Genomic DNA, 19,461 nt, shown 5'->3' on the forward strand with positions numbered 1-19,461 from the left:
GGAGGCGGGCGCGCTGCCCTCGCTGCTGCCCGGCGGCCGTCCCGCCACCGACCCGCGGGCCCGCGAGGAGACCGCCGCGGTCTGGGGCGTACGCGAACTCCCCCACGCCTACGGCCGCGACACCGGCCAGATCATCGCGGCAGCGGCCACCGGTGAACTGGGCGCGCTCGTCGTCGCGGGTGTCGAGGTCGCCGACCTGCCGGACCCGGCGGAGGCGCGTACCGCACTCGACGCCGTCGGCTTCCTGGTCTCGTTCGAACTGCGGCCCAGCGAGGTGACCGACCGGGCCGACGTGGTCTTCCCGGTCGCCGCCGCCGCCGAGAAGACCGGCACCTTCCTCAACTGGGAGGGCAGGGCCCGGATGTTCGAGGCCTCGCTCAAGCCGGAACAGATGACGCGGACCCTTCCGCCGAGCGACTCACGCGTGCTGCACATGCTGGCCGACACCATGGACGTGCACTTCGCACTCCCCGACCTGCGCTCCGCACGCTCCGAACTCGACCGGCTCGCCGGCTGGGACGGCCCCCGCGCCACCGGGCCCCTGGAGTCGTCGAAGCCGCTGCCGCGCCCCGGCGACGGCGAGGCGGTCCTCGCCGGCCACCGGATGCTGCTCGACCAGGGCCGTCTCCAGGACGGCGACGAGGCCCTGGCGGGCACCCGCCACGAGGCCGTCGCCCGGCTCTCCGCCACGACGGCCGCCGAGACGGGCGTCAAGGACGGCGACGAACTGACCGTCACAGGACCGGCGGGCACCGTCACGCTCCCGCTCAAGGTGACGGTGATGCCGGACCGGGTGGTCTGGCTGCCGCTGAACTCCGCGGGCGGCGGTGTCTTCGCCGACACCGGATCACGCCCCGGAACTCTGGTCCGTATCGGCCCTGACGAGCGGGATTCCCCGGCCCCGGAGGCCGTCGAAGCAACGGAGGTGCGCGCATGACCGCCCTCGCTCAACTCGCGTCGGCACAACAGACCGTCCTCGCGACCGAGGACCTGTCGATGTTCGGCCGCGACCCGTGGTGGCTCGTGCTCGTCAAGGCGGTGTTCTGCTTCGCCTTCCTCATGGTGACGGTGCTCTTCGCCATCGTCTGGGAGCGCAAGGTCGTCGCCTGGATGCAGCGGCGTATCGGCCCCAACCGGCACGGGCCCTGGGGCATGCTCCAGTCCCTCGCCGACGGCATCAAGCTGATGCTGAAGGAAGACCTCGTCGTCAAGCGCGCCGACAAGTTCGTCTACGTCCTCGCGCCGATCGTCGCCGCGGTCCCCGCCTTCATGGCGATCGCCGTGATCCCGTTCGGGCCCTCGGGCAACGAGGTCTCGATCTTCGGCCACCGTACGACGATGCAGCTCACCGACCTGCCGATCGCGATGCTCTACATCCTCGCCGTCGCCTCGGTCGGTATCTACGGCATCGTCCTCGCCGGCTGGTCGTCGGGCTCGACGTACCCGCTGCTCGGCGGGCTCCGCTCGTGCGCGCAGATGATCTCGTACGAGATCGCCATGGGCGCGGCCTTCGCCTCGGTGTTCCTCTACTCCGGGTCGATGTCGACCTCGGCGATCGTGGACGCGCAGGCCGACCGCTGGTACATCGTGCTGCTGCCCGTCTCGTTCATCATCTACATCATCACGATGGTGGGGGAGACGAACCGCGCTCCGTTCGACATGCCGGAGTCCGAGGGCGACCTCGTCGGCGGCTTCAACACCGAGTACTCGTCCATCAAGTTCGCGATGTTCATGCTCGCCGAGTACGTCAACATGGTCACCGTCTCCGCCGTCTCCGCCACGCTCTTCCTGGGCGGCTGGCGCGCACCGTGGCCCATCTCGACCTGGTGGGAGGGCGCGAACCACGGCTGGTGGCCGATGCTCTGGTTCGTCGTCAAGGTCCAGTTGCTGCTGTTCTTCTTCATCTGGCTGCGCGGCACGCTCCCACGCGTCCGCTACGACCAGTTGATGAAGCTCGGCTGGAAGGTCCTGATCCCGGTCTCGGTGGTCTGGCTGATGCTGGTGGCGACCGTGCGCGCGCTGCGCAACGAGAACTACGGCTTCCAGTCGATCCTGCTGTACGTCGCCGGCGCGGTCATCGCGATCCTGCTCATCTCCTTCATCGTGGACATGTTCCGCGACAAACAGGAGAAGGAAGCGCTGGCCAGCGAGCCGGAACCGCCGGCATTCGACCCGATGGCGGGCGGATTCCCCGTACCGCCACTGCCCGGGCAGACGCTGCCCTCGGTCCCGCGCAGGCGATCGAGCCGTGAGCGGGAGCTCGTTGTCAGTGGTGGGGTCAATACTGAGAGTGACGGAACTGAGAGTGACGGAAAGGAGGACGACGGTGTCTGACAACTCTTCGGCGGGGGACACCCCTCGCAGCGCGCGGAACCCGGTGGCCGGCTTCGGCGTGACCTTCAAGGCCATGTTCAAGAAGCGGCTGACCGAGCAGTATCCGGAGCAGGAGAAGGTGACGGCGCCGCGCTTCCACGGCCGGCACCAGCTCAACCGGCATCCGGACGGCCTGGAGAAGTGCATCGGCTGCGAGTTGTGCGCCTGGGCGTGCCCGGCGGACGCGATCTATGTGGAAGGCGCGGACAACACCGAGGAGGAGCGCTACTCCCCGGGCGAGCGGTACGGCCGCGTCTACCAGATCAACTACGCGCGCTGCATTCTCTGCGGACTGTGCATCGAGGCCTGCCCGACCAGGGCGCTGACGATGACGAACGAGTTCGAGCTGGCCGACAGCTCGCGCGAGAGCCTCATCTATACGAAGGACCAGTTGCTCGCCGGCCTGACGGAGGGCATGGTCGAGTCGCCGCATTCGATCTTCCCCGGCACCGACGAGCAGGACTACTACCGGGGGCTGGTCAAGGAGGCCGCACCCGGCACGGTCCGGCAGGTCGCGCTCACCAAGGGGGAGCGCCCGCAGGAAGGCGCCTCGGACTTCGGCGACGACGAACCCGCGTCGAAGAAGGTGATCGACGTATGAGTACGAGTACCCTCGCCGCCGCCGCGTCCGTCACCTCGACGGGGGAGGCCATCCAGTTCTGGATCCTCGGCGTCGTCGCCGTGATCGGCGCACTCTGCACGGTCCTGATGAAGAAGTCCGTGCACAGCGCGCTGTCCCTGGCCGGGACAATGATCATCCTCGCGGTCTTCTACCTGGCCAACGGCGCCTACTTCCTGGGCATCGTCCAGATCGTCGTCTACACCGGCGCGATCATGATGCTGTTCCTCTTCGTCGTCATGCTCGTGGGTGTCACGGCCGCCGACTCCCTCACGGAGACGCTCAAGGGCCAGCGCTGGTGGGCCGCGATCTGCGGGGTCGGCTTCGGCGTCCTGCTGATCGTCGGCATCGGCAACGCCTCGCTGACGTCCTGGACCGGCACCGGCCAGGCGAACGCGGGCGGCAACGTCGAGGGCCTGGCCCGCCTCATCTTCACCAAGTATGTCTTCGCCTTCGAGATCACCGGCGCGCTGCTGATCACCGCCGCCATCGGCGCGATGGTCCTCACCCACCGCGAGCGCACCGAACGGGCCAAGACCCAGCGGGAGATGTCCGAGGACCGCGTACGCGGCAAGCACCTGCCGCCGCTGCCCGCCCCCGGTGTCTACGCCCGGCACAACGCGGTCGACATCGCGGGTCTGCTGCCCGACGGCACGCCCTCCGAGCTGACCGTCATGAAGACCCTGAAGGACCGGGGCCAGATCCGGGATGTGTCCAGCGAGGCCATCGCCGATCTCAAGGCCCTCGAACAGCGGTCGTCCGACCGGCTGGGCCGCGAGGAGGAGATCAACCGATGAACCCGGTCTACTACCTCTATCTCGCCTCGCTGCTGTTCACCATCGGCGCCGCCGGTGTGCTGATCCGGCGGAACGCGATCGTGGTCTTCATGTGCGTGGAGCTGATGCTCAACGCCTGCAACCTCGCGTTTGTCGCCTTCTCCCGGCTGCACGGCAACCTGGACGGCCAGATCATCGCCTTCTTCACGATGGTCGTCGCCGCCGCGGAAGTCGTGGTCGGGCTCGCGATCATCGTGTCGCTGTTCCGTTCCCGCCACTCGGCCTCGGTCGACGACGCCAGCCTGATGAAGCTCTGAGGGGTCGCTGAATCGTGGAGAACTTGATTGCGCTGCTCATCGCGGCGCCTCTGCTCGGAGCGGCGGTCCTGCTGTGCGGCGGCCGGCGGCTCGACCGCGTGGGCCACTGGCTCGGCACAGTCCTGGCCGCCGCGTCCTTCGTCATCGGCGCCGTGCTGTTCAGCGGCATGCTCGGCAAGAGCGGCGACGCCCGCTCCCTGCACCAGCACCTGTTCACCTGGGTCCCCGTCGGGGGGTTCCGGGCGGACGTCGGCTTCCAGCTCGACCAACTGTCCATGACGTTCGTCCTGCTGATCACCGGTGTGGGCACGCTGATCCACATCTACTCCATCGGGTACATGGAGCACGACGAGCGGCGCCGCCGCTTCTTCGGCTATCTGAACCTGTTCCTCGCGGCGATGCTGCTGCTGGTCCTCGCCGACAACTACCTGCTGCTGTACGTGGGCTGGGAGGGCGTCGGTCTCGCCTCGTACCTGCTCATCGGCTTCTGGCAGCACAAGCCCAGCGCGGCCACGGCCGCCAAGAAGGCCTTCCTGGTCAACAGGGTCGGCGACATGGGCCTGTCGATCGCGATCATGCTGATGTTCACCACCTTCGGCACGTTCGCCTTCGGCCCGGTCTTCGGCGCCGCGGACAACGCGACCCAGGGCAAGGTGACGGCCATCGGCCTGATGCTGCTCCTCGCGGCCTGCGGCAAGTCGGCGCAGGTGCCGCTCCAGTCCTGGCTCGGCGACGCGATGGAGGGCCCGACCCCGGTCTCGGCCCTGATCCACGCGGCGACGATGGTGACGGCCGGCGTCTACCTGATCACCCGCTCCGGCGTCATCTTCAACGCGGCGCCTGACGCGCAGACCGTGGTCGTGGTGGTCGGCGCCGTCACGCTCCTCTTCGGTGCGATCGTCGGTTGTGCGAAGGACGACATCAAGAAGGCCCTCGCGGGCTCGACGATGTCGCAGATCGGCTACATGATCCTGGCCGCGGGCCTCGGCCCCATCGGCTACGTCTTCGCGATCATGCACCTCGTGACGCACGGCTTCTTCAAGGCCGGGCTGTTCCTCGGGGCCGGTTCGGTCATGCACGGCATGAACGACGAGGTCGACATGCGTAAGTACGGCGGCCTCTGGCGCTACATGCCGGTCACCTTCGTCACGTTCGGCCTCGGCTACCTGGCGATCATCGGCTTCCCCGGCCTGTCCGGCTTCTTCTCCAAGGACAAGATCATCGAGGCGGCCTTCGCCAAGGGCGGTGCGGAGGGCTGGATCCTCGGCGCCGTCACCCTGCTGGGCGCCGGGATCACCGCGTACTACATGACGCGCGTGATGCTGATGACGTTCTTCGGCAAGAAGCGCTGGGCGCCGGACGCCGAGGGCCACGAGCCGCATCCGCACGAGTCCCCGAAGTCCATGACGATCCCGATGATCATCCTGGCCTTCGGCTCGGTCTTCGCCGGCGGGATCTTCTCCATCGGCGACCGGTTCCTGCACTGGCTGGAGCCCGTCACCGGACACGCGGAGGGCGACTCACCCGTCAGCGCCGCCACCGTCACGGCGGCCACCATGGTCGTCCTGGTCATCGGTGTCGGCATCGCCTGGCTCATGTACGGCCGCAAGCCGGTCCCCGCGGTCGCCCCGCGCGGCTCGCTGGTCACCCGCGCCGCCCGACGCGACCTTCTCCAGGACGACTTCAACCATGTGGTCCTGGTCCGCGGCGGCGAGCACCTCACCCGCTCGCTCGTCTACGTCGACCACACCCTGGTCGACGGGGTGGTCAACGGCACGGCGGCGTCCTTCGGCGGGCTCTCGGGCCGGCTGCGCAAGCTGCAGAACGGCTACGCCCGCTCCTATGCGGTCTCGATGTTCGGAGGTACGGCAGTGCTCATCGCCGCGACCCTGCTGATGAGGGCGGTGTAACGGACATGTCGTTCCCCTATCTGACGGTGACGGCGGCGCTGCCCGCCGTCGGGGCGATCGCCACGGCGGCCGTCCCCGCCGCCCGGCGCACCGCGGCCAAGTGGCTGGCGCTGCTCTTCTCGCTCGCCACGCTCGCGCTGGCAGCCGTGGTGCTGGCCACCTTCGAGCCCGGCGGCGACCGCTACCAGCTCACCGAATCCCACGCCTGGATCAAGGACTTCGGGGTCAGGTACGAGCTGGGTGTGGACGGCATCGGGGTGGTGATGATGGCGCTGACCGCGCTGCTCATCCCCTTTGTCATCCTGGCCGGCTGGCACGACGCCGACCCGCTGGAGAGTGAGGCGCCCAACCGCCGCTGGCGGCCCACGCAGGGCTTCTTCGCGCTGATCCTGGCGGTCGAGGCGATGGTGGTCCTCTCCTTCGAGGCCACCGACGTCTTCCTCTTCTACATCCTCTTCGAAGCCATGCTCATCCCGATGTACTTCCTCATCGGAGGCTTCGGCGACCGCGCACACGCGGGCGGCGACGAGGCGGCGGCGACCCAACGCTCGTACGCGGCGGTCAAGTTCCTCCTCTACAACCTGATCGGCGGCCTGATCATGCTGGCCGCGGTCATCGGCCTGTACGTGGTCACGGGGACGTTCTCGCTCTCCCAGATCGCCGCCGACCACGCGAACGGCTCGCTGACCATGGCGACCAGCACCGAGCGGTGGCTCTTCCTCGGCTTCTTCTTCGCCTTCGCTGTGAAGGCGCCGCTGTGGCCGCTGCACACCTGGCTGCCCAACGCCATGGGGGAGGCGACCGCACCCGTCGCGGTCCTGATCACCGCCGTGGTCGACAAGGTCGGCACCTTCGCGATGCTGCGCTTCTGCCTCCAGCTCTTCCCGGAGGCCTCCAAGTGGGCGACGCCGGTGATCCTGGTGCTCGCGCTGATCAGCATCGTCTACGGCGCGCTGCTCGCCGTCGGCCAGCGCGACATCAAGCGGCTGATCGCCTACGCCTCGATCTCGCACTTCGGCTTCATCATCCTCGGCATCTTCGCGATGACCAGCCAGGGCCAGTCGGGCGCCACGCTCTACATGGTCAACCACGGGATCTCCACGGCCGCGCTGATGCTGGTGGCCGGCTTCCTGATCTCGCGGCGCGGCTCGCGGCTCATCGCGGACTACGGCGGGGTGCAGAAGGTCGCGCCGGTGCTCGCCGGCACGTTCCTGATCGGGGGGCTCGCGACGCTCTCGCTGCCGGGGCTCTCACCGTTCGTCAGTGAATTCCTGGTCCTGGTCGGTACGTTCAGCAGGTACCCGGTCGTCGGCATCATCGCGACCGTCGGCATCGTGCTCGCCGCGCTCTACGTACTGGTCCTCTACCAGCGCACGATGACGGGCCCGGTGAAGGCTTCGGTCAAGGGCATGTCCGACCTGAGGGTCCGTGAACTGGTGGTCGTCACACCGCTGATCGCGCTCCTCCTCTTCCTGGGCGTCTACCCGAAGCCGCTGACCGACATCGTCAATCCCGCGGTGAAGCAGACCATGTCAGACGTTCACCGAACCGATCCCAAGCCCGAGGTGGAGGCCGCTCCGTGAGTCCGAATGCTGTCCACAGCCTGTGGACAACGATGGCGGCCGGCCCGATCGACAAGATCCCGGCCCCACATATCGAGTATGCGCAACTGTCACCCACGCTGATCGTGCTGGGCGCCGCCATCATCGGCATCCTGGTCGAGGCGTTCGCCCCGCGCAGGACCCGCTACTACATCCAGGTCTTCCTGGCCGTCGTCGCCCTGGCAGCGGCCTTCGCAGCCGTGGTCGCGCTGGCGGCCGGCGGTTACGGGACGACGAAGGCGCACATCGCGGCGATGGGCGCGGTCGCCGTCGACGGTCCCGCGCTGTTCCTGGAAGGCACGATCCTGCTGGCCTCGATCGTCGCCGTGTTCACCTTCGCCGAGCGCCGTCTCGACCCCGAGGCGCACGGCAAGCGCATCGACTCCTTCGCCGCCCAGGGCGCCTCCGTGCCGGGCAGCGACAGCGAGAAGGCAGCGGTCAAGGCCGGGTTCACCACCACCGAGGTGTTCCCGCTGATGCTGTTCGCTGTGGCGGGCATGCTCGTCTTCCCGGCGGCCAACGACCTGCTGACGCTCTTCGTCGCGCTCGAAGTCTTCTCGCTCCCGCTCTACCTCCTGTGCGCCCTCGCCCGCCGCAAGCGGCTGATGTCGCAGGAGGCCGCGGTGAAGTACTTCCTGCTGGGCGCCTTCTCGTCGGCGTTCCTGCTCTTCGGGATCGCCCTGCTGTACGGCTACGCGGGCTCCGTCTCGTACGCGCAGATCGCCGCGGTCGTCGACGGCACCGTCCAGAACATCAGCCCGGCGCTCGCCGGCACGATGGGCAACGACGCGCTGCTGATCATCGGCGGCGCGATGATCCTGATGGGCCTGCTCTTCAAGGTCGGCGCCGTTCCGTTCCACATGTGGACCCCGGACGTCTACCAGGGCGCGCCCACCCCCGTGACCGGCTTCATGGCCGCGGCGACCAAGGTGGCGGCGTTCGGCGCGCTGCTGCGCCTGCTGTACGTGGTCCTGCCCGGGCTGCGCTGGGACTGGCGCCCGGTCATGATCGCGATCGCCATCATCACGATGCTGGGCGGCGCGATCGTCGCGATCACCCAGACCGACATCAAGCGCCTGCTGGCGTACTCCTCGATCGCGCACGCGGGCTTCATCCTGGCCGGTGTGATCGCGACGACACCCGACGGCGTCTCGTCCGTCCTCTTCTACCTGCTGTCGTACTCCTTCGTGACGATCGGCGCTTTCGCGGTCGTCACGCTGGTCCGCGACGCGGGCGGCGAGGCGACGCACCTGTCGAAGTGGGCCGGACTCGGCCGCCGTTCACCTCTGGTGGCCGCGGTCTTCGCCGTGTTCCTGCTGGCCTTCGCCGGTATCCCGCTGACGTCGGGCTTCTCCGGAAAGTTCGCGGTCTTCAAGGCGGCGGCGGACGGCGGGGCGGCGTCGCTGGTGGTGGTCGGTGTGATCTCCTCGGCGATCGCGGCGTTCTTCTACATCAGGGTCATCGTGCTGATGTTCTTCAGCGAGCCAAAGGCCGACGGCCCCACGGTCGCCGTGCCGTCGCCGATGACCATGACGACGATCGCGGTCGGCGTGGCGGTCACGCTGGTGCTGGGCATCTTCCCGCAGTACTTCCTGGACCTGGCGGGCCAGGCGGGGATCTTCATCCGGTAGCCGGCCGGTCCGGCAGTCCGCCAGTCGCACGTACGCACCGGGCCCGGCCCCTCGTCCACCGAGGAGCCGGGCCCGGCGACGTAGGGCTACTGCTGCTGGGGGACCCGTCGTCGCGGAGTGATGGCCGTGAGGTCAAGGTCCACGGGGAAGGGGACCGATACCTTCATCCGGTCGTGGAAAACGCCCGTGCTGACGTAAACCCCTGTCGCCGGCTCCAGCTCGAACACGTGGACAACGGCGCCGCCGGTTCCGTCGTTCTCCACGCGCCAATAGTGCGGAATCCTGGCTCGGGTGTACTTCAGCGGCTTGGTCTCGCGGTCCCGGGATCTTGATTCCGGCAGAACGATCTCGACAGCCAGCAGGACCGCTTCCGCCGGGCAGCGGGTCTGCTCAGAGCTTTCGACCACATTTCCGTTCACGACGATGACGTCCGGCTCCGGTCGATTCGCCCGGTCGATGTCGATGGTGAACTCGCGAATGACCTCCAGCTCGGGCGGCGCGAGAGACTGGAGCCGCCATGTGAAGAAGTCGACCGTCCGTGAGTGGAACAAGGTCTGCGGACTCACGAAAACAAGGCTCCCGTCGATCAGCTCCGTATGCGGAGGCAGGTTCGGAAGCCGGTCCAGGTCATCAGCCGTCCAGCCACCCAAGGGCGGAGTGGGCCAACTGGGCTCCGGGGCCTCGGGCTCGGGCTCGACGCTCATCATCGGTGCTCCCATGGGACGCAGTCTCGCGGGCCAATTCAGCTTAACCAGCGGATACCCGGTCAAGGTCCTACGAATGTGTGTACGTCGTCGCGTGCCGTTGACGATCACACGATCCGTCCGGTCACCTCGCCCAGACCGACCCGCGTCCCGTCCGGCCCCGGTGCCCACGCCGTCATCGTGACCTCGTCGCCGTCCTCCAGGAACGTGCGCTTCCCGCCCGGCAGTTCGAGTGGCTCCGTGCCGTTCCAGGTCAGCTCCAGCAGCGAGCCGTACCCCGCCCGGTCGGGTCCGCTGACCGTGCCCGAGGCGAAGAGGTCTCCCGTACGGAGCGAAGCGCCGTTCACCGTCATATGGGTGAGCTGCTGCGCCGCCGTCCAGTACATGGTCGAGAAGGGCGGCTCGGAGATCACCTGGCCGTTGAGCGCGATCGAGAGCCGCAGGTCGAGCCCGCCCGGCTCCTCCTCGTCGGTGTCGTCCAGATAGGGGAGCAGGCGCTCGGTACGGGCCGGGGGAGCGATCCTGGCCGCGTCCAGGGCCTCCAGTGGTGTCACCCACGCGGAGACCGACGTCGCGAACGACTTCCCGAGGAACGGGCCCAGCGGCACGTACTCCCAGGCCTGGATGTCCCGGGCCGACCAGTCGTTCAGCAGGCTCAGGCCGAAGACATGGTCGCGGAACGACGCCAGTTCCACGGCGGAGCCCTGGACCGAGGGCGTGCCGACGACAAAGCCGACCTCCGCCTCGATGTCCAGCTTCACCGAAGGACCGAAGACGGGCGCCGGATCGGCCGGGGCCTTGCGCTGCCCCGACGGGCGCGCCACCTCCGTACCCGAGACGACGACCGTGCCCGCCCGGCCGTGGTAACCGATCGGCAGGTGCTTCCAGTTGACCGGCAGGGCGAGGCCGTCGGGCCGGAAGATCCGGCCCACGTTGGTGGCGTGGTGCTCGCTGGCGTAGAAGTCGACGTAGTCGGCCACCTCGTACGGCAGGTGCATCGTGACCGAGCCGAGCGGGTGCAGCAGCGGCTCCACGTCCTTGCGGTGCGCGGGCACGGTCACCCAGGCGGTGAGCGCCCTGCGGACATCGCGCCAGGCCGTACGCCCCGCCGCCATCAGCGGGCCCAGGCTCGGCTGGGCGAGCAGTTTCTCGTACGGGGAGCCCAGGGCCCGAGCGGCCGCGCCCGCGTCGAGCACCTGATCGCCGATGCGCACCCCGAGCCGGCGGCGCGCCGGCTCGTCGGCGGTGCTGAACACGCCGTACGGAAGGTTGTGCGGGCCGAAGGGGTCGCCTTCCGCCGGTTCGAGCGGACTGTTCTGCTCGGGCATGTGGTGCTGCCTCGCTTTCCGGATCGATGCACAACACGTTACGTCGGTGTTGCCCCGTCGCGGCAGTGGCGAAAGATGCCCAATGACCGGAAAGTGTGAGGTGGGGCCAGTGAGTCGCCGCACCCACCGCCCTGTTTCTCAGCCCGCCGTGCGTGGAATGCGCTTTTCCCAGGTGCGGTGGAAGACGATCTCGTCGCCGTCGCGGCAGATCACCTCGTCGGATGTGATGAAGTCCTCGGCGTCGCAGGTGATTTCGGACCGCGTCTCGACAAGCGCGTCCCAGCCCAGCTCGGGCCTGTGCAGCCGTACCGTCCACTCGGAGCGCGTACGGGCCGACAGCGGGTCGCTCTCCTGGATGGTGTAGGTCTCCACCGCGTCCTCGGTGAACTCGAGGCCGTCGGGGTAGACCCGCGTACCTCCGTAGCGCGGATCGACGTCGAGGCGCCAGGTGCCCTGCGCCACGTCGCGGATCACCAGCCGCTCGGGGCGCTCCGGGTCGAGCGTGACCGGCTCGACGACACCGAGCGGCTCCGACTGCTCGGGGGGCTCGAAAGTGATCGCGCCGTCAGCGCCCCCTGTGCTGTCGGCGCCCGCCGCGCCGTCCGAGCCCGCGGCACCCCTGCCGTCCCGCCGTCTGACAGGGATTTCGAGCGAGCTGCCCGCCGGGTCGAGCGTGAAGCCCGCCGAGTCGGCCTGCGGCCAGATCCACGGCCAGTACGCGGACGAGACGGCGAGCCGGATGCGGTGTCCCGGCGGGAAGGTGTGGCCGATGCCGTTGAGCTGGAAGGTGACGTCCTCGGTCGCGCCCTCCGGCCACGGCACGATCCGGTCGCGGCCCTGGCGCGCCGAGAGGTTGAGGGCGCCGCGCGTGACGAGCGTCGACGAGCCGTCGGGGGCGACGTCGCAGAGGCGCGCGATCACCTGTCCCGCCGGGACGTCCATGCGCAGCCGCAACCGTACGCGCGGCCGCCCGAGGATCTCGATCCGGCCGCCGGAGGCGCCACCCCCGGAGATCTCCGCCTCCAGGACCTCCGCCTCCGCGGCCTCCACCACCCCGACGGTGTCCAGGGGGCCCACCCCGGCGGCGGCATCGGCCGCGTCCTCCACGCCCTCGACCCCCGCGACATCGGCGAGTCCCACGAGATCGCCCGCCTCGTCGGTGGCTTCCAGCACGTCCATCACCTCCATCGCGTCCACGACGTCCACGAGGTCCTCGACCGCGAAGTCGAAGCACGCCGACTTCGCGTCCTCCTCGCGCTGGTCGGGCGGCAGGTCGGCGTCGTTCCCGAACGGGAAGAAGCGGCCCGCGTCCAGCCCGGTGTGGTGCGGCGAGTCGACGACGACCGGAGCGCCCTGGAAGGCGTACGAGAAGGTCGTGACGTTCGGCGACGGCCAGGCGCTGTCGCCGACCCACCGGCCGGGCAGCTCCGGGTAGACCGTCGCCGGCGGATGCGAAGCGCTGATCCAGGAGCGCAGCAGCGGCTCGTCCAGTACGCCCGTGTCCACGCCCTTGAGGTGCTGGTCCCACCAGCGCAGCGTCTCCTGGAGGAAGCCGATCGCGGGGCCCGGCGGCAGCCCCCGGTCCGGGTACTGGTGCGACCAGGGCCCGATCAGCCCCCGTACCTTCCCCGGGTCGAGTCGCTCGACCAGCCGCAGCACGGTGTCGCGGTACGGGTCGTGCCAGCCGCCCACGGCCAGTACGGCCGCGTCGATCGCGCCGTAGTCCTCGCAGACGCTGCCGTGTCTCCAGTAGGCGTCGCGGGTCTGGTGGGCGAGCCAGGTGTGGATGAACGGCTCCACGGCTTCGAGCCGTTCGGTCCACATCTCGCGCCAGCGCTCCCCCGCGTACACCGGGTCGGGCGGCCGGGAGACAAAGGCCAGCATGGTCGCCGCCCACGCGTGCATGTCCACGGCGAGGACCGAACCGCCCATGTAGTGGACGTCGTTGTCGTAGCGGTCGTCCGTCGAGCAGACGGTGACGACGGCCTTCAGCGGCTCGGGCGCGAGAGCCGCGATCTGGAGCGAGTTGAACCCTCCCCAGGAGATCCCGAACATACCCACCTTGCCCGTGCACCACTCCTGCGCGGCGAGCCAGTTGATCACCTCGACCCCGTCGGCCAGCTCGGTCGCGTCGTACTCGTCGCCGGGCAGGCCCTCACTGTTGCCGTGTCCGCGCACGTCGACGCGTACGGAGGCGTAGCCGTGGCCCGCGTACCAGGGATGGCGCTGCCAGTCGCGCGGCGCCGTCCAGTCGCTCAGCCGGTACGGCAGGTATTCGAGCAGCGCGGGGACGGGCTCGTCGGTGACCGGGCGCCAGATCCGCGCGAACAGCCGGGTGCCGTCGGGCAGCGGGATACGGACGTCGGCGCGGGTCGTCCCGTACGGGAAGTCGGTGCGGATGGTGGGGGACATTCCGAACACCTTTCACTGCCTCAGTGGACCGGGTGCCTGGTGCGCCGCGTCCAGGGCGCCGCCGCCATCACCGCCGCCGTCACCGCCGGCCACCGGGACCAGGTGGACGAGGGCGCCGGCGGTCGCTCCTGATTCCTGTTCCTGTTGGACATAGCTCCGGACAAAGGTTCTACTCCTGGTCGTATGACTGATCCCGAACATACCGGTGGTGCCGGGAAGGCGCCCATGGTGATCGAAACGCGACCGGATACGCTGACTTGAGCGAAGACAGCGACACATCGACAATCCATGTGATCGTCAGCAGACAGGAGTACCCCTCGTGACCGTCGTCGGGCCGTTCGGGCTGAGCGTGCGGGACCAGGCTCTTGAGGCCGATGTCCTGACCGGATTGTCGGCCGTGGAGGCTTCTCTGCTCGACGCCGCCAAGAGCGAGGTGCCCTTCATCGCGGAGGCCGCGCAGCATCTCGTACGCGCCGGGGGCAAACGGCTGAGGCCGCTGCTGGTGATGCTGGCCGCACAGTTCGGGGACCCGTACGCGCCCGGTGTCGTCCCGAGCGCGGTGGTCGTGGAGCTGACGCATCTCGCGACGCTCTACCACGACGACGTGATGGACGAGGCGGATGTGCGCCGGGGCGTGCAGAGCGCCAACGCGCGCTGGGGCAACTCCGTCGCCGTACTCACCGGTGACTTCCTCTTCGCACGCGCCTCCCAGATCCTGTCCGACCTGGGCCCCGAGGCCGTCCGTATCCAGGCCGAGGCGTTCGAACGGCTGGTGACGGGTCAGATCCTGGAGACCGCGGGACCGAGCGCCGGGCGTGACCCGGTCACGCACTACCTCGATGTGATCGCGGGCAAGGCCGGCTCGCTGATCGCCGTGGCGGGACGCTTCGGCGCGCTGATGTCCGGCGCCCCCGAGTCCGTCGTCGACATCCTCACCCAGTACGGGGAGCGGCTCGGCGTGGCGTTCCAGCTCGCCGACGACATCCTCGACATCGCCAGCGACACCCACGAGTCGGGCAAGACGCCGGGCACGGACCTGCGCGAGGGCATTCCGACGCTGCCGGTGCTGCTGCTGCGGGCCCGGGTGGAGGCGGACGGCGAGAAGGAAGACCTGGAGCTGCTGGAGCTGCTGGAGGGCGACCTGACGGACGACGCCACCCTCGCCGAGGCGCTGCGACGGCTGCGGACGCACCCGTCGCTCGAACAGGCGCGCAGGGAAACCGTGCAGTACGCGGAGGCCGCGCGCGCGACCCTCACGCCGCTGCCCGAGTGCTACGCGAAGTCCGCGCTGGTGGAGTTGTGCGACGCGGTGGTCCACCGCGCGGGCTGACGCGGCGCGTGTCAGGGTGAGGGTGTGCGTGGTTCCGTGAGCTGTCGTACCGGGTGCTCCCGGCGGCGGCTCAGGGGCAGTTCCGGCATGGGGCAGGGGCAATTCCGGGCCGTGATCCGGGCGTTACCTTCCTGTGATCCCCCTCACTCGTGTGCGGCAGGGCTTGGCTTCCTCGTGCACCACGTCCCCTACTGGATGGGGGAGTCGGCGCCTCGCGTATGTCATCCCAGAGGGGTAGGCAAGTTGCTCCCCGGGGCTGACGCTTACCGAGAGCCGATTTGGTCAGATGGAACACAGGACGGAAGGCCCCCGAGCACGGAGGTAGGGCACAGACATGGCACCGAACGACAGCGCACAGACCACTGAGGACCACACCACTCCTGGCGAGCACCGCCGCAAGAAGGCGGTGCGGTACGTGGTCCCGGTCGCGGTCGCGGGGGTCGCGGCGGCGACCATCGGGCTGGTTCCGGCACTCGCCGCTTCCGGAGATCCCGACCTGCCGAAGATCAGCGCACAGAAACTCGTCGAGAAGATCGCCGCTTCGGACACGGAGCGGCTTTCCGGAAACGTGAAGATCTCCACGGACCTGGGCCTCCCCCTGGACGGCCTCGGTGGAGCGATGGGCGGCGCGCTCGCGCCGAAGGGCGCAACGGGCGGCAAGGGTTCGGCGACGGACCCGACGGCCAAGCTCGCCGAGCTCAGCTCCGGCACGCACAACCTGCGGGTGGCCGCGGACGGCCCCGACAAGCAGCGGGTGTCGATACGCGAGGACGCCTCGGAGTACAGCATCATCCACAACGGCGCCCAGACCTGGGCGTACGACAGCGCCAACAACACGGCCGTACACAGCACCGCCCCGAAGGGCGCCGGCGAGCAGCGGGCGCACAAGGCCCCCGAGGCCCCCGAGGCCCCGAAGGGCATGCCGGCCACGCCCGGCCAGTTCGCCGAGCAGGCCCTGAAGATGGCCGGCGACACGACCTCGGTGACCGTCGACGGCACGTCGCGGATCGCGGGACGTGACGCGTACCAGCTCCTCATCAAGCCCAAGCAGGCCGGTTCCACCATTGGCTCGATCAGGGTCGCCGTCGACGCGAAGACGGGCACCCCGCTCAAGTTCACGCTGGCGCCGAGCAGTGGCGGCAAGGCCGTGGTCGACGTCGGCTTCACCAAGGTCGACTTCGCCAAGCCCGCCGCCTCGACCTTCTCCTTCACGCCGCCCAAGGGCACGAAGGTGACCGAGCCCGATAAGTCCGGCAAGTCCGGCAAGTCCGGCGAACACAAGGCGCCGGAGAAGGCGATGCCCAAGGGGCTCGACGGCGCCATGGGCCTGAACGGCAAGGACGTGAAGGTCATCGGCAAGGGCTGGACGTCGGTCGTCGAGCTGACGACGCCGAAGTCGCTGCCGGGCGGCGCCTCGGCCGCGAAGCCGGGCGCGAAGGACTCGAAGTCCGGCGGCCTCCCGGCGGACGCGCAGCAGCTCCTCGGGTCCCTGGGCGACAAGGTCACGGGGAAGTTCGGCTCCGGCACGGTCTTCCAGACCCGCGTCGTCAACGCCCTGATGACGGACAACGGCAAGGTCTACGTCGGTGCGGTCACCAAGGACGCGCTGGTCAAGGCAGCCAACCAGGCGAAGTAACACCCGACTGGACCGCCCCGTCGCGCATTGCGCGCGGCGGGGCGGAACGCTGAGCGGGCCCGGTCCGTTTTCGGAGGGACCAGGGGGACAGACGCACCCGGGAGCACCTGAGAACGAAGAGCACGGAGAAAAACGGAGAAAGCCGGGGAGCGCGATGACAGCCGGGAACACCACGGGGACCGCCACGGGGGCGATGACGGGGACCGTTTCGGGGACAGCCTCCGGGACGGTGATCGAGACACGCGGGCTCACCAAGCGCTATCGCGGCGGACAGCTCGCCGTCGACGCACTGGACCTCAGCGTGCCGGCCGGCAGCGTCTTCGGCTTCCTCGGACCCAACGGCTCGGGCAAGACGACGACGATCCGGATGCTGATGGGCCTGATAGACCCGACGGCGGGCTCGGCCACGCTCCTCGGACAGCCCATGCCGCGCGCGAACCGTACGGTACTGCCGCAGGTCGGCGCGCTCATCGAGGGACCCGCGCTGTACGGATTTCTGAGCGGCCGCGACAACCTCCTGCGGTACGACTCGGCCGATCCGACCGCCGACCCACGCACCCGGCGCGCCCGGGTGGACGGCGCGCTCGGCCGGGTGGGGCTCACGGCGGCCGGGAGCAAGAAGGCCAAGGCGTACTCGCTCGGGATGAAGCAGCGCCTCGCGATCGCCTCCGCACTGCTCCAGCCGCGCAGGCTGCTGGTGCTCGACGAGCCGACGAACGGCCTGGACCCGCAGGGCATGCGCGAGATCAGGGGCCTGGTGCGCGAACTGGCCGCCGACAACACCACGGTCTTCCTCTCCTCGCACCTTCTCGACGAGATCGAGCAGGTGTGCACGCACGCCGCGGTGATGGCGCGGGGCCGGCTGCTCACGCAGGGCTCGGTCACCGATCTCGCGGCGGGCACCCGCGGCAGACTCGCCGTCACCACCCCCGATCCGGCCGACGCCGCGCGGGTCCTGAAGGAGCTGGGGATCACCGATGTGGCCGTCGCCGAGGACCGAGTGACCGGCGAGGCGCCGCCGCCGGACCTGGAGTTGGCGGACCTCAGCGCCGCGCTCGTACGGGCCGGGGTGCGGGTGCGGTCGTTCGGAGTGGAGCGTGCCTCGCTGGAGGACGCGTTCGTGGCGCTGACCGGGGAGGGCTTCGATGTCGCAGGCTGAAGCCACGCAGAGGACAGGGGGCGCCGGGACCCCGGAGGCCGCCCAGGACCGCACCGCTCCCAGGCGGCCACGGCTCTGGTGGACACTCGGCCTGTTCCGCTCCGAGGTGACCACGACCTTCCGGCGCTGGCGGACGCTGTCGCTCCTGGCGGTGCTGGCCGCCGTACCGATCCTCATCGGCATCGCCGTGAAGCTCAACACGGACGACGGCGGCTCGGTCGGTGGCGGCGGGCCCGCCTTCCTCACCCAGATCACCAACAACGGACTGTTCCTGGTCTTCGCCGCGCTCGCCGTGACGCTGCCGGTGTTCCTTCCGATGACGGTCGGCGTCATCGCGGGTGACTCGGTCGCGGGCGAGGCCGGCGGCGGCACGCTGCGCTATCTGCTGGTCGCCCCGGCCGGCCGTACCCGCCTGCTGCTCGTCAAGTACGCCACGACGGTGACCTTCTGCCTGGTCGCGACGCTGGTCGTGGCGGTATCCGCGCTGGTGGTCGGCTCGCTGCTGTTCCCGCTCGGTGAGGTCACCACGATCTCCGGCACCCGCATATCCTTCGGCGAAGGGCTGGCCAGGGCGCTCCTGGTGGCGATGGTGGTCGCCGTCTCGCTGGTCGGGGTGGCCGCGCTGGGGCTGTTCGTCTCGACGCTGACCAACAGCGGCATCGCGGCGATGGCGGCGACGGTCGGCCTGCTGATCACGGTGCAGATCCTGGACACCATCCCGCAGCTCCACGCGATACAGCCGTATCTCTTCTCGCACTACTGGCTGTCGTTCACCGATCTGCTCCGCGAGCCGGTGTACTGGGACGAGATACTCAAGAACCTCGGCCTGCAAGCGCTGTACGCGGCGGTGTTCGGTTCGGCCGCCTGGGCGCGCTTCACGGTCAAGGACATCACGGCCTGAGCGCGCGAGGCGAGCACCGGCGATAACGTCGAAGGCATGGACTATCACGAAGAGGTGCGGGCCGCCTTTCGCCGTGGTGAGACGGACGTCGTGATGCGGCTGAGCACGGTAGAACTCGACCGTGCCCTGACGGCGGGCGACCAGGCCGCCGAGGTGGACGCGCTCTGCATGCTCGCCAGAGCCGCTGTGCGCGGTGAGGACCTCGACGAGGCCCGGCGGCTGGCGACGGCGGCGCGCGTGGTGGTACGCGGCGCAGGCGACGGGCGGCTGGACATGGGGCCGCTGCACATCCTGGCGGCCTGCGCGCGTATGGCCGGTGATCTTGAGGCCGCCCGCACCTTGTACGGAGAGAGCATCGCGCTCGACGAGTCGCTGGACGAGACACGGATGGCCCTGGTGGACCGCCACAACCTGGCGTACGTCGAACTGCACTCGGGCCACCCGGACACCGCACGCGAACTCTTCACCGGGACGCACCGGCAGGCGCTGCGACTCGGGTACGACGAGATGGTGCCGTTCATGACACTCGGCGCGGCGGTACTGGCCGCCGCCGACGGCGACGACGCGCGCGCCGCCCGGCTGCTCGGAGCGGCCGACAGCGCCTTCGGCGCCCTGGACCGGATCCCGGACCCGGATGACGCGCTGGAGCGGGAGACGTTGCGGGAACGGCTGCTCACCGCGCTCGGGCGGGGACCGTTCGACGCGGCGTACGCGGAGGGAGCGGGGCTCGACGCCAGGGGAGCCCTGGAGGGGTGAGGGAGGCC

General features: G+C 69.4%; 15 protein-coding genes and 2 pseudogenes. 13 read left to right on the top strand and 4 right to left on the bottom strand.

Features of this window, described 5'->3' with window-relative positions; translation table 11 throughout:
• The 8 genes from QR77_RS24170 to nuoN all read left to right on the top strand — a co-directional run.
• On the top strand, window positions 1–937 hold a 937-nt coding region (locus QR77_RS24170; protein ID WP_040024221.1), incomplete at its 5' end, for a molybdopterin dinucleotide binding domain-containing protein.
• Window positions 934–2,334: an NADH-quinone oxidoreductase subunit NuoH gene (gene nuoH / locus QR77_RS24175; RefSeq protein ID WP_040024222.1), complete on the top strand. Its 1,401-nt coding sequence runs from the start codon at window positions 934–936 to the stop codon at window positions 2,332–2,334. The genes QR77_RS24170 and nuoH, both read left to right, overlap by 4 nt.
• On the top strand, window positions 2,327–2,974 hold the full coding sequence (nuoI, locus tag QR77_RS24180; protein WP_040024223.1) for an NADH-quinone oxidoreductase subunit NuoI: 648 nt from the start codon (window positions 2,327–2,329) through the stop codon (window positions 2,972–2,974). The genes nuoH and nuoI overlap by 8 nt, the downstream gene beginning before the upstream one ends.
• On the top strand, window positions 2,971–3,789 hold the full coding sequence (locus QR77_RS24185; RefSeq protein WP_040024224.1) for an NADH-quinone oxidoreductase subunit J: 819 nt from the start codon (window positions 2,971–2,973) through the stop codon (window positions 3,787–3,789). The genes nuoI and QR77_RS24185 overlap by 4 nt, the downstream gene beginning before the upstream one ends.
• A complete protein-coding gene (gene nuoK, locus QR77_RS24190) occupies window positions 3,786–4,085 on the top strand; it encodes an NADH-quinone oxidoreductase subunit NuoK (protein WP_040024225.1) in 300 nt (99 codons plus the stop codon). The genes QR77_RS24185 and nuoK overlap by 4 nt, the downstream gene beginning before the upstream one ends.
• A gap of 14 nt (window positions 4,086–4,099) precedes the next feature.
• Window positions 4,100–5,995 carry an NADH-quinone oxidoreductase subunit L gene (nuoL, locus tag QR77_RS24195; protein WP_040024226.1) on the top strand — a complete coding sequence of 632 codons (1,896 nt, stop codon included), beginning with the start codon at window positions 4,100–4,102 and terminating at the stop codon, window positions 5,993–5,995.
• A gap of 5 nt (window positions 5,996–6,000) precedes the next feature.
• The gene (locus QR77_RS24200; RefSeq protein WP_040024227.1) at window positions 6,001–7,578 is read left to right on the top strand and encodes an NADH-quinone oxidoreductase subunit M; all 1,578 of its coding nucleotides are present in this window, start codon (window positions 6,001–6,003) and stop codon (window positions 7,576–7,578) included.
• Complete coding sequence (nuoN, locus tag QR77_RS24205; RefSeq protein WP_040024228.1) at window positions 7,575–9,227, top strand: NADH-quinone oxidoreductase subunit NuoN; 1,653 nt, start codon at window positions 7,575–7,577, stop codon at window positions 9,225–9,227. The genes QR77_RS24200 and nuoN overlap by 4 nt, the downstream gene beginning before the upstream one ends.
• Before the next feature lie 86 nt (window positions 9,228–9,313).
• Here nuoN and QR77_RS24210 read toward each other — a convergent pair whose 3' ends face one another.
• The 4 genes and pseudogenes from QR77_RS24210 to QR77_RS50045 all read right to left on the bottom strand — a co-directional run.
• Window positions 9,314–9,931 carry a Uma2 family endonuclease gene (locus QR77_RS24210; RefSeq protein ID WP_040028563.1) on the bottom strand — a complete coding sequence of 206 codons (618 nt, stop codon included), beginning with the start codon at window positions 9,929–9,931 and terminating at the stop codon, window positions 9,314–9,316.
• A gap of 107 nt (window positions 9,932–10,038) precedes the next feature.
• Window positions 10,039–11,259, bottom strand: a complete 1,221-nt coding sequence (fahA, locus tag QR77_RS24215) for a fumarylacetoacetase (RefSeq protein WP_040024229.1) — start codon at window positions 11,257–11,259, stop codon at window positions 10,039–10,041.
• 138 nt (window positions 11,260–11,397) lie between these two features.
• Window positions 11,398–12,243 (bottom strand): annotated as a pseudogene (locus QR77_RS50040) (CocE/NonD family hydrolase C-terminal non-catalytic domain-containing protein); the annotation flags it as partial.
• A 225-nt stretch (window positions 12,244–12,468) separates the two neighbouring features.
• A pseudogene (locus tag QR77_RS50045) lies at window positions 12,469–13,671 on the bottom strand (CocE/NonD family hydrolase); the annotation flags it as partial.
• A gap of 319 nt (window positions 13,672–13,990) precedes the next feature.
• Between QR77_RS50045 and QR77_RS24225 the strand changes: the two are divergent.
• The 5 genes from QR77_RS24225 (at window position 13,991) to QR77_RS24245 (ending at window position 19,453) form a co-directional block, all read left to right on the top strand.
• On the top strand, window positions 13,991–15,001 hold the full coding sequence (locus QR77_RS24225; protein WP_040024230.1) for a polyprenyl synthetase family protein: 1,011 nt from the start codon (window positions 13,991–13,993) through the stop codon (window positions 14,999–15,001).
• Between the two features lie 334 nt (window positions 15,002–15,335).
• Entirely contained in the window at window positions 15,336–16,637 is a 1,302-nt protein-coding gene (locus QR77_RS24230) for an outer membrane lipoprotein carrier protein LolA (protein ID WP_040024231.1), read from the top strand.
• Between the two features lie 193 nt (window positions 16,638–16,830).
• The gene (locus tag QR77_RS24235; protein WP_040028565.1) at window positions 16,831–17,796 is read left to right on the top strand and encodes an ABC transporter ATP-binding protein; all 966 of its coding nucleotides are present in this window, start codon (window positions 16,831–16,833) and stop codon (window positions 17,794–17,796) included.
• Window positions 17,783–18,697, top strand: coding sequence for an ABC transporter permease (locus QR77_RS24240; RefSeq protein ID WP_040024232.1), 915 nt, complete (start codon window positions 17,783–17,785; stop codon window positions 18,695–18,697). Before QR77_RS24235 ends, QR77_RS24240 begins: the two co-directional genes overlap by 14 nt.
• A 36-nt stretch (window positions 18,698–18,733) precedes the next feature.
• Complete coding sequence (locus tag QR77_RS24245) at window positions 18,734–19,453, top strand: hypothetical protein (RefSeq protein WP_040024233.1); 720 nt, start codon at window positions 18,734–18,736, stop codon at window positions 19,451–19,453.
• Window positions 19,454–19,461: the final 8 nt, after the last annotated feature.

Source organism: Streptomyces sp. 150FB (genome assembly GCF_000818195.1).
GTDB lineage: Bacteria > Actinomycetota > Actinomycetes > Streptomycetales > Streptomycetaceae > Streptomyces.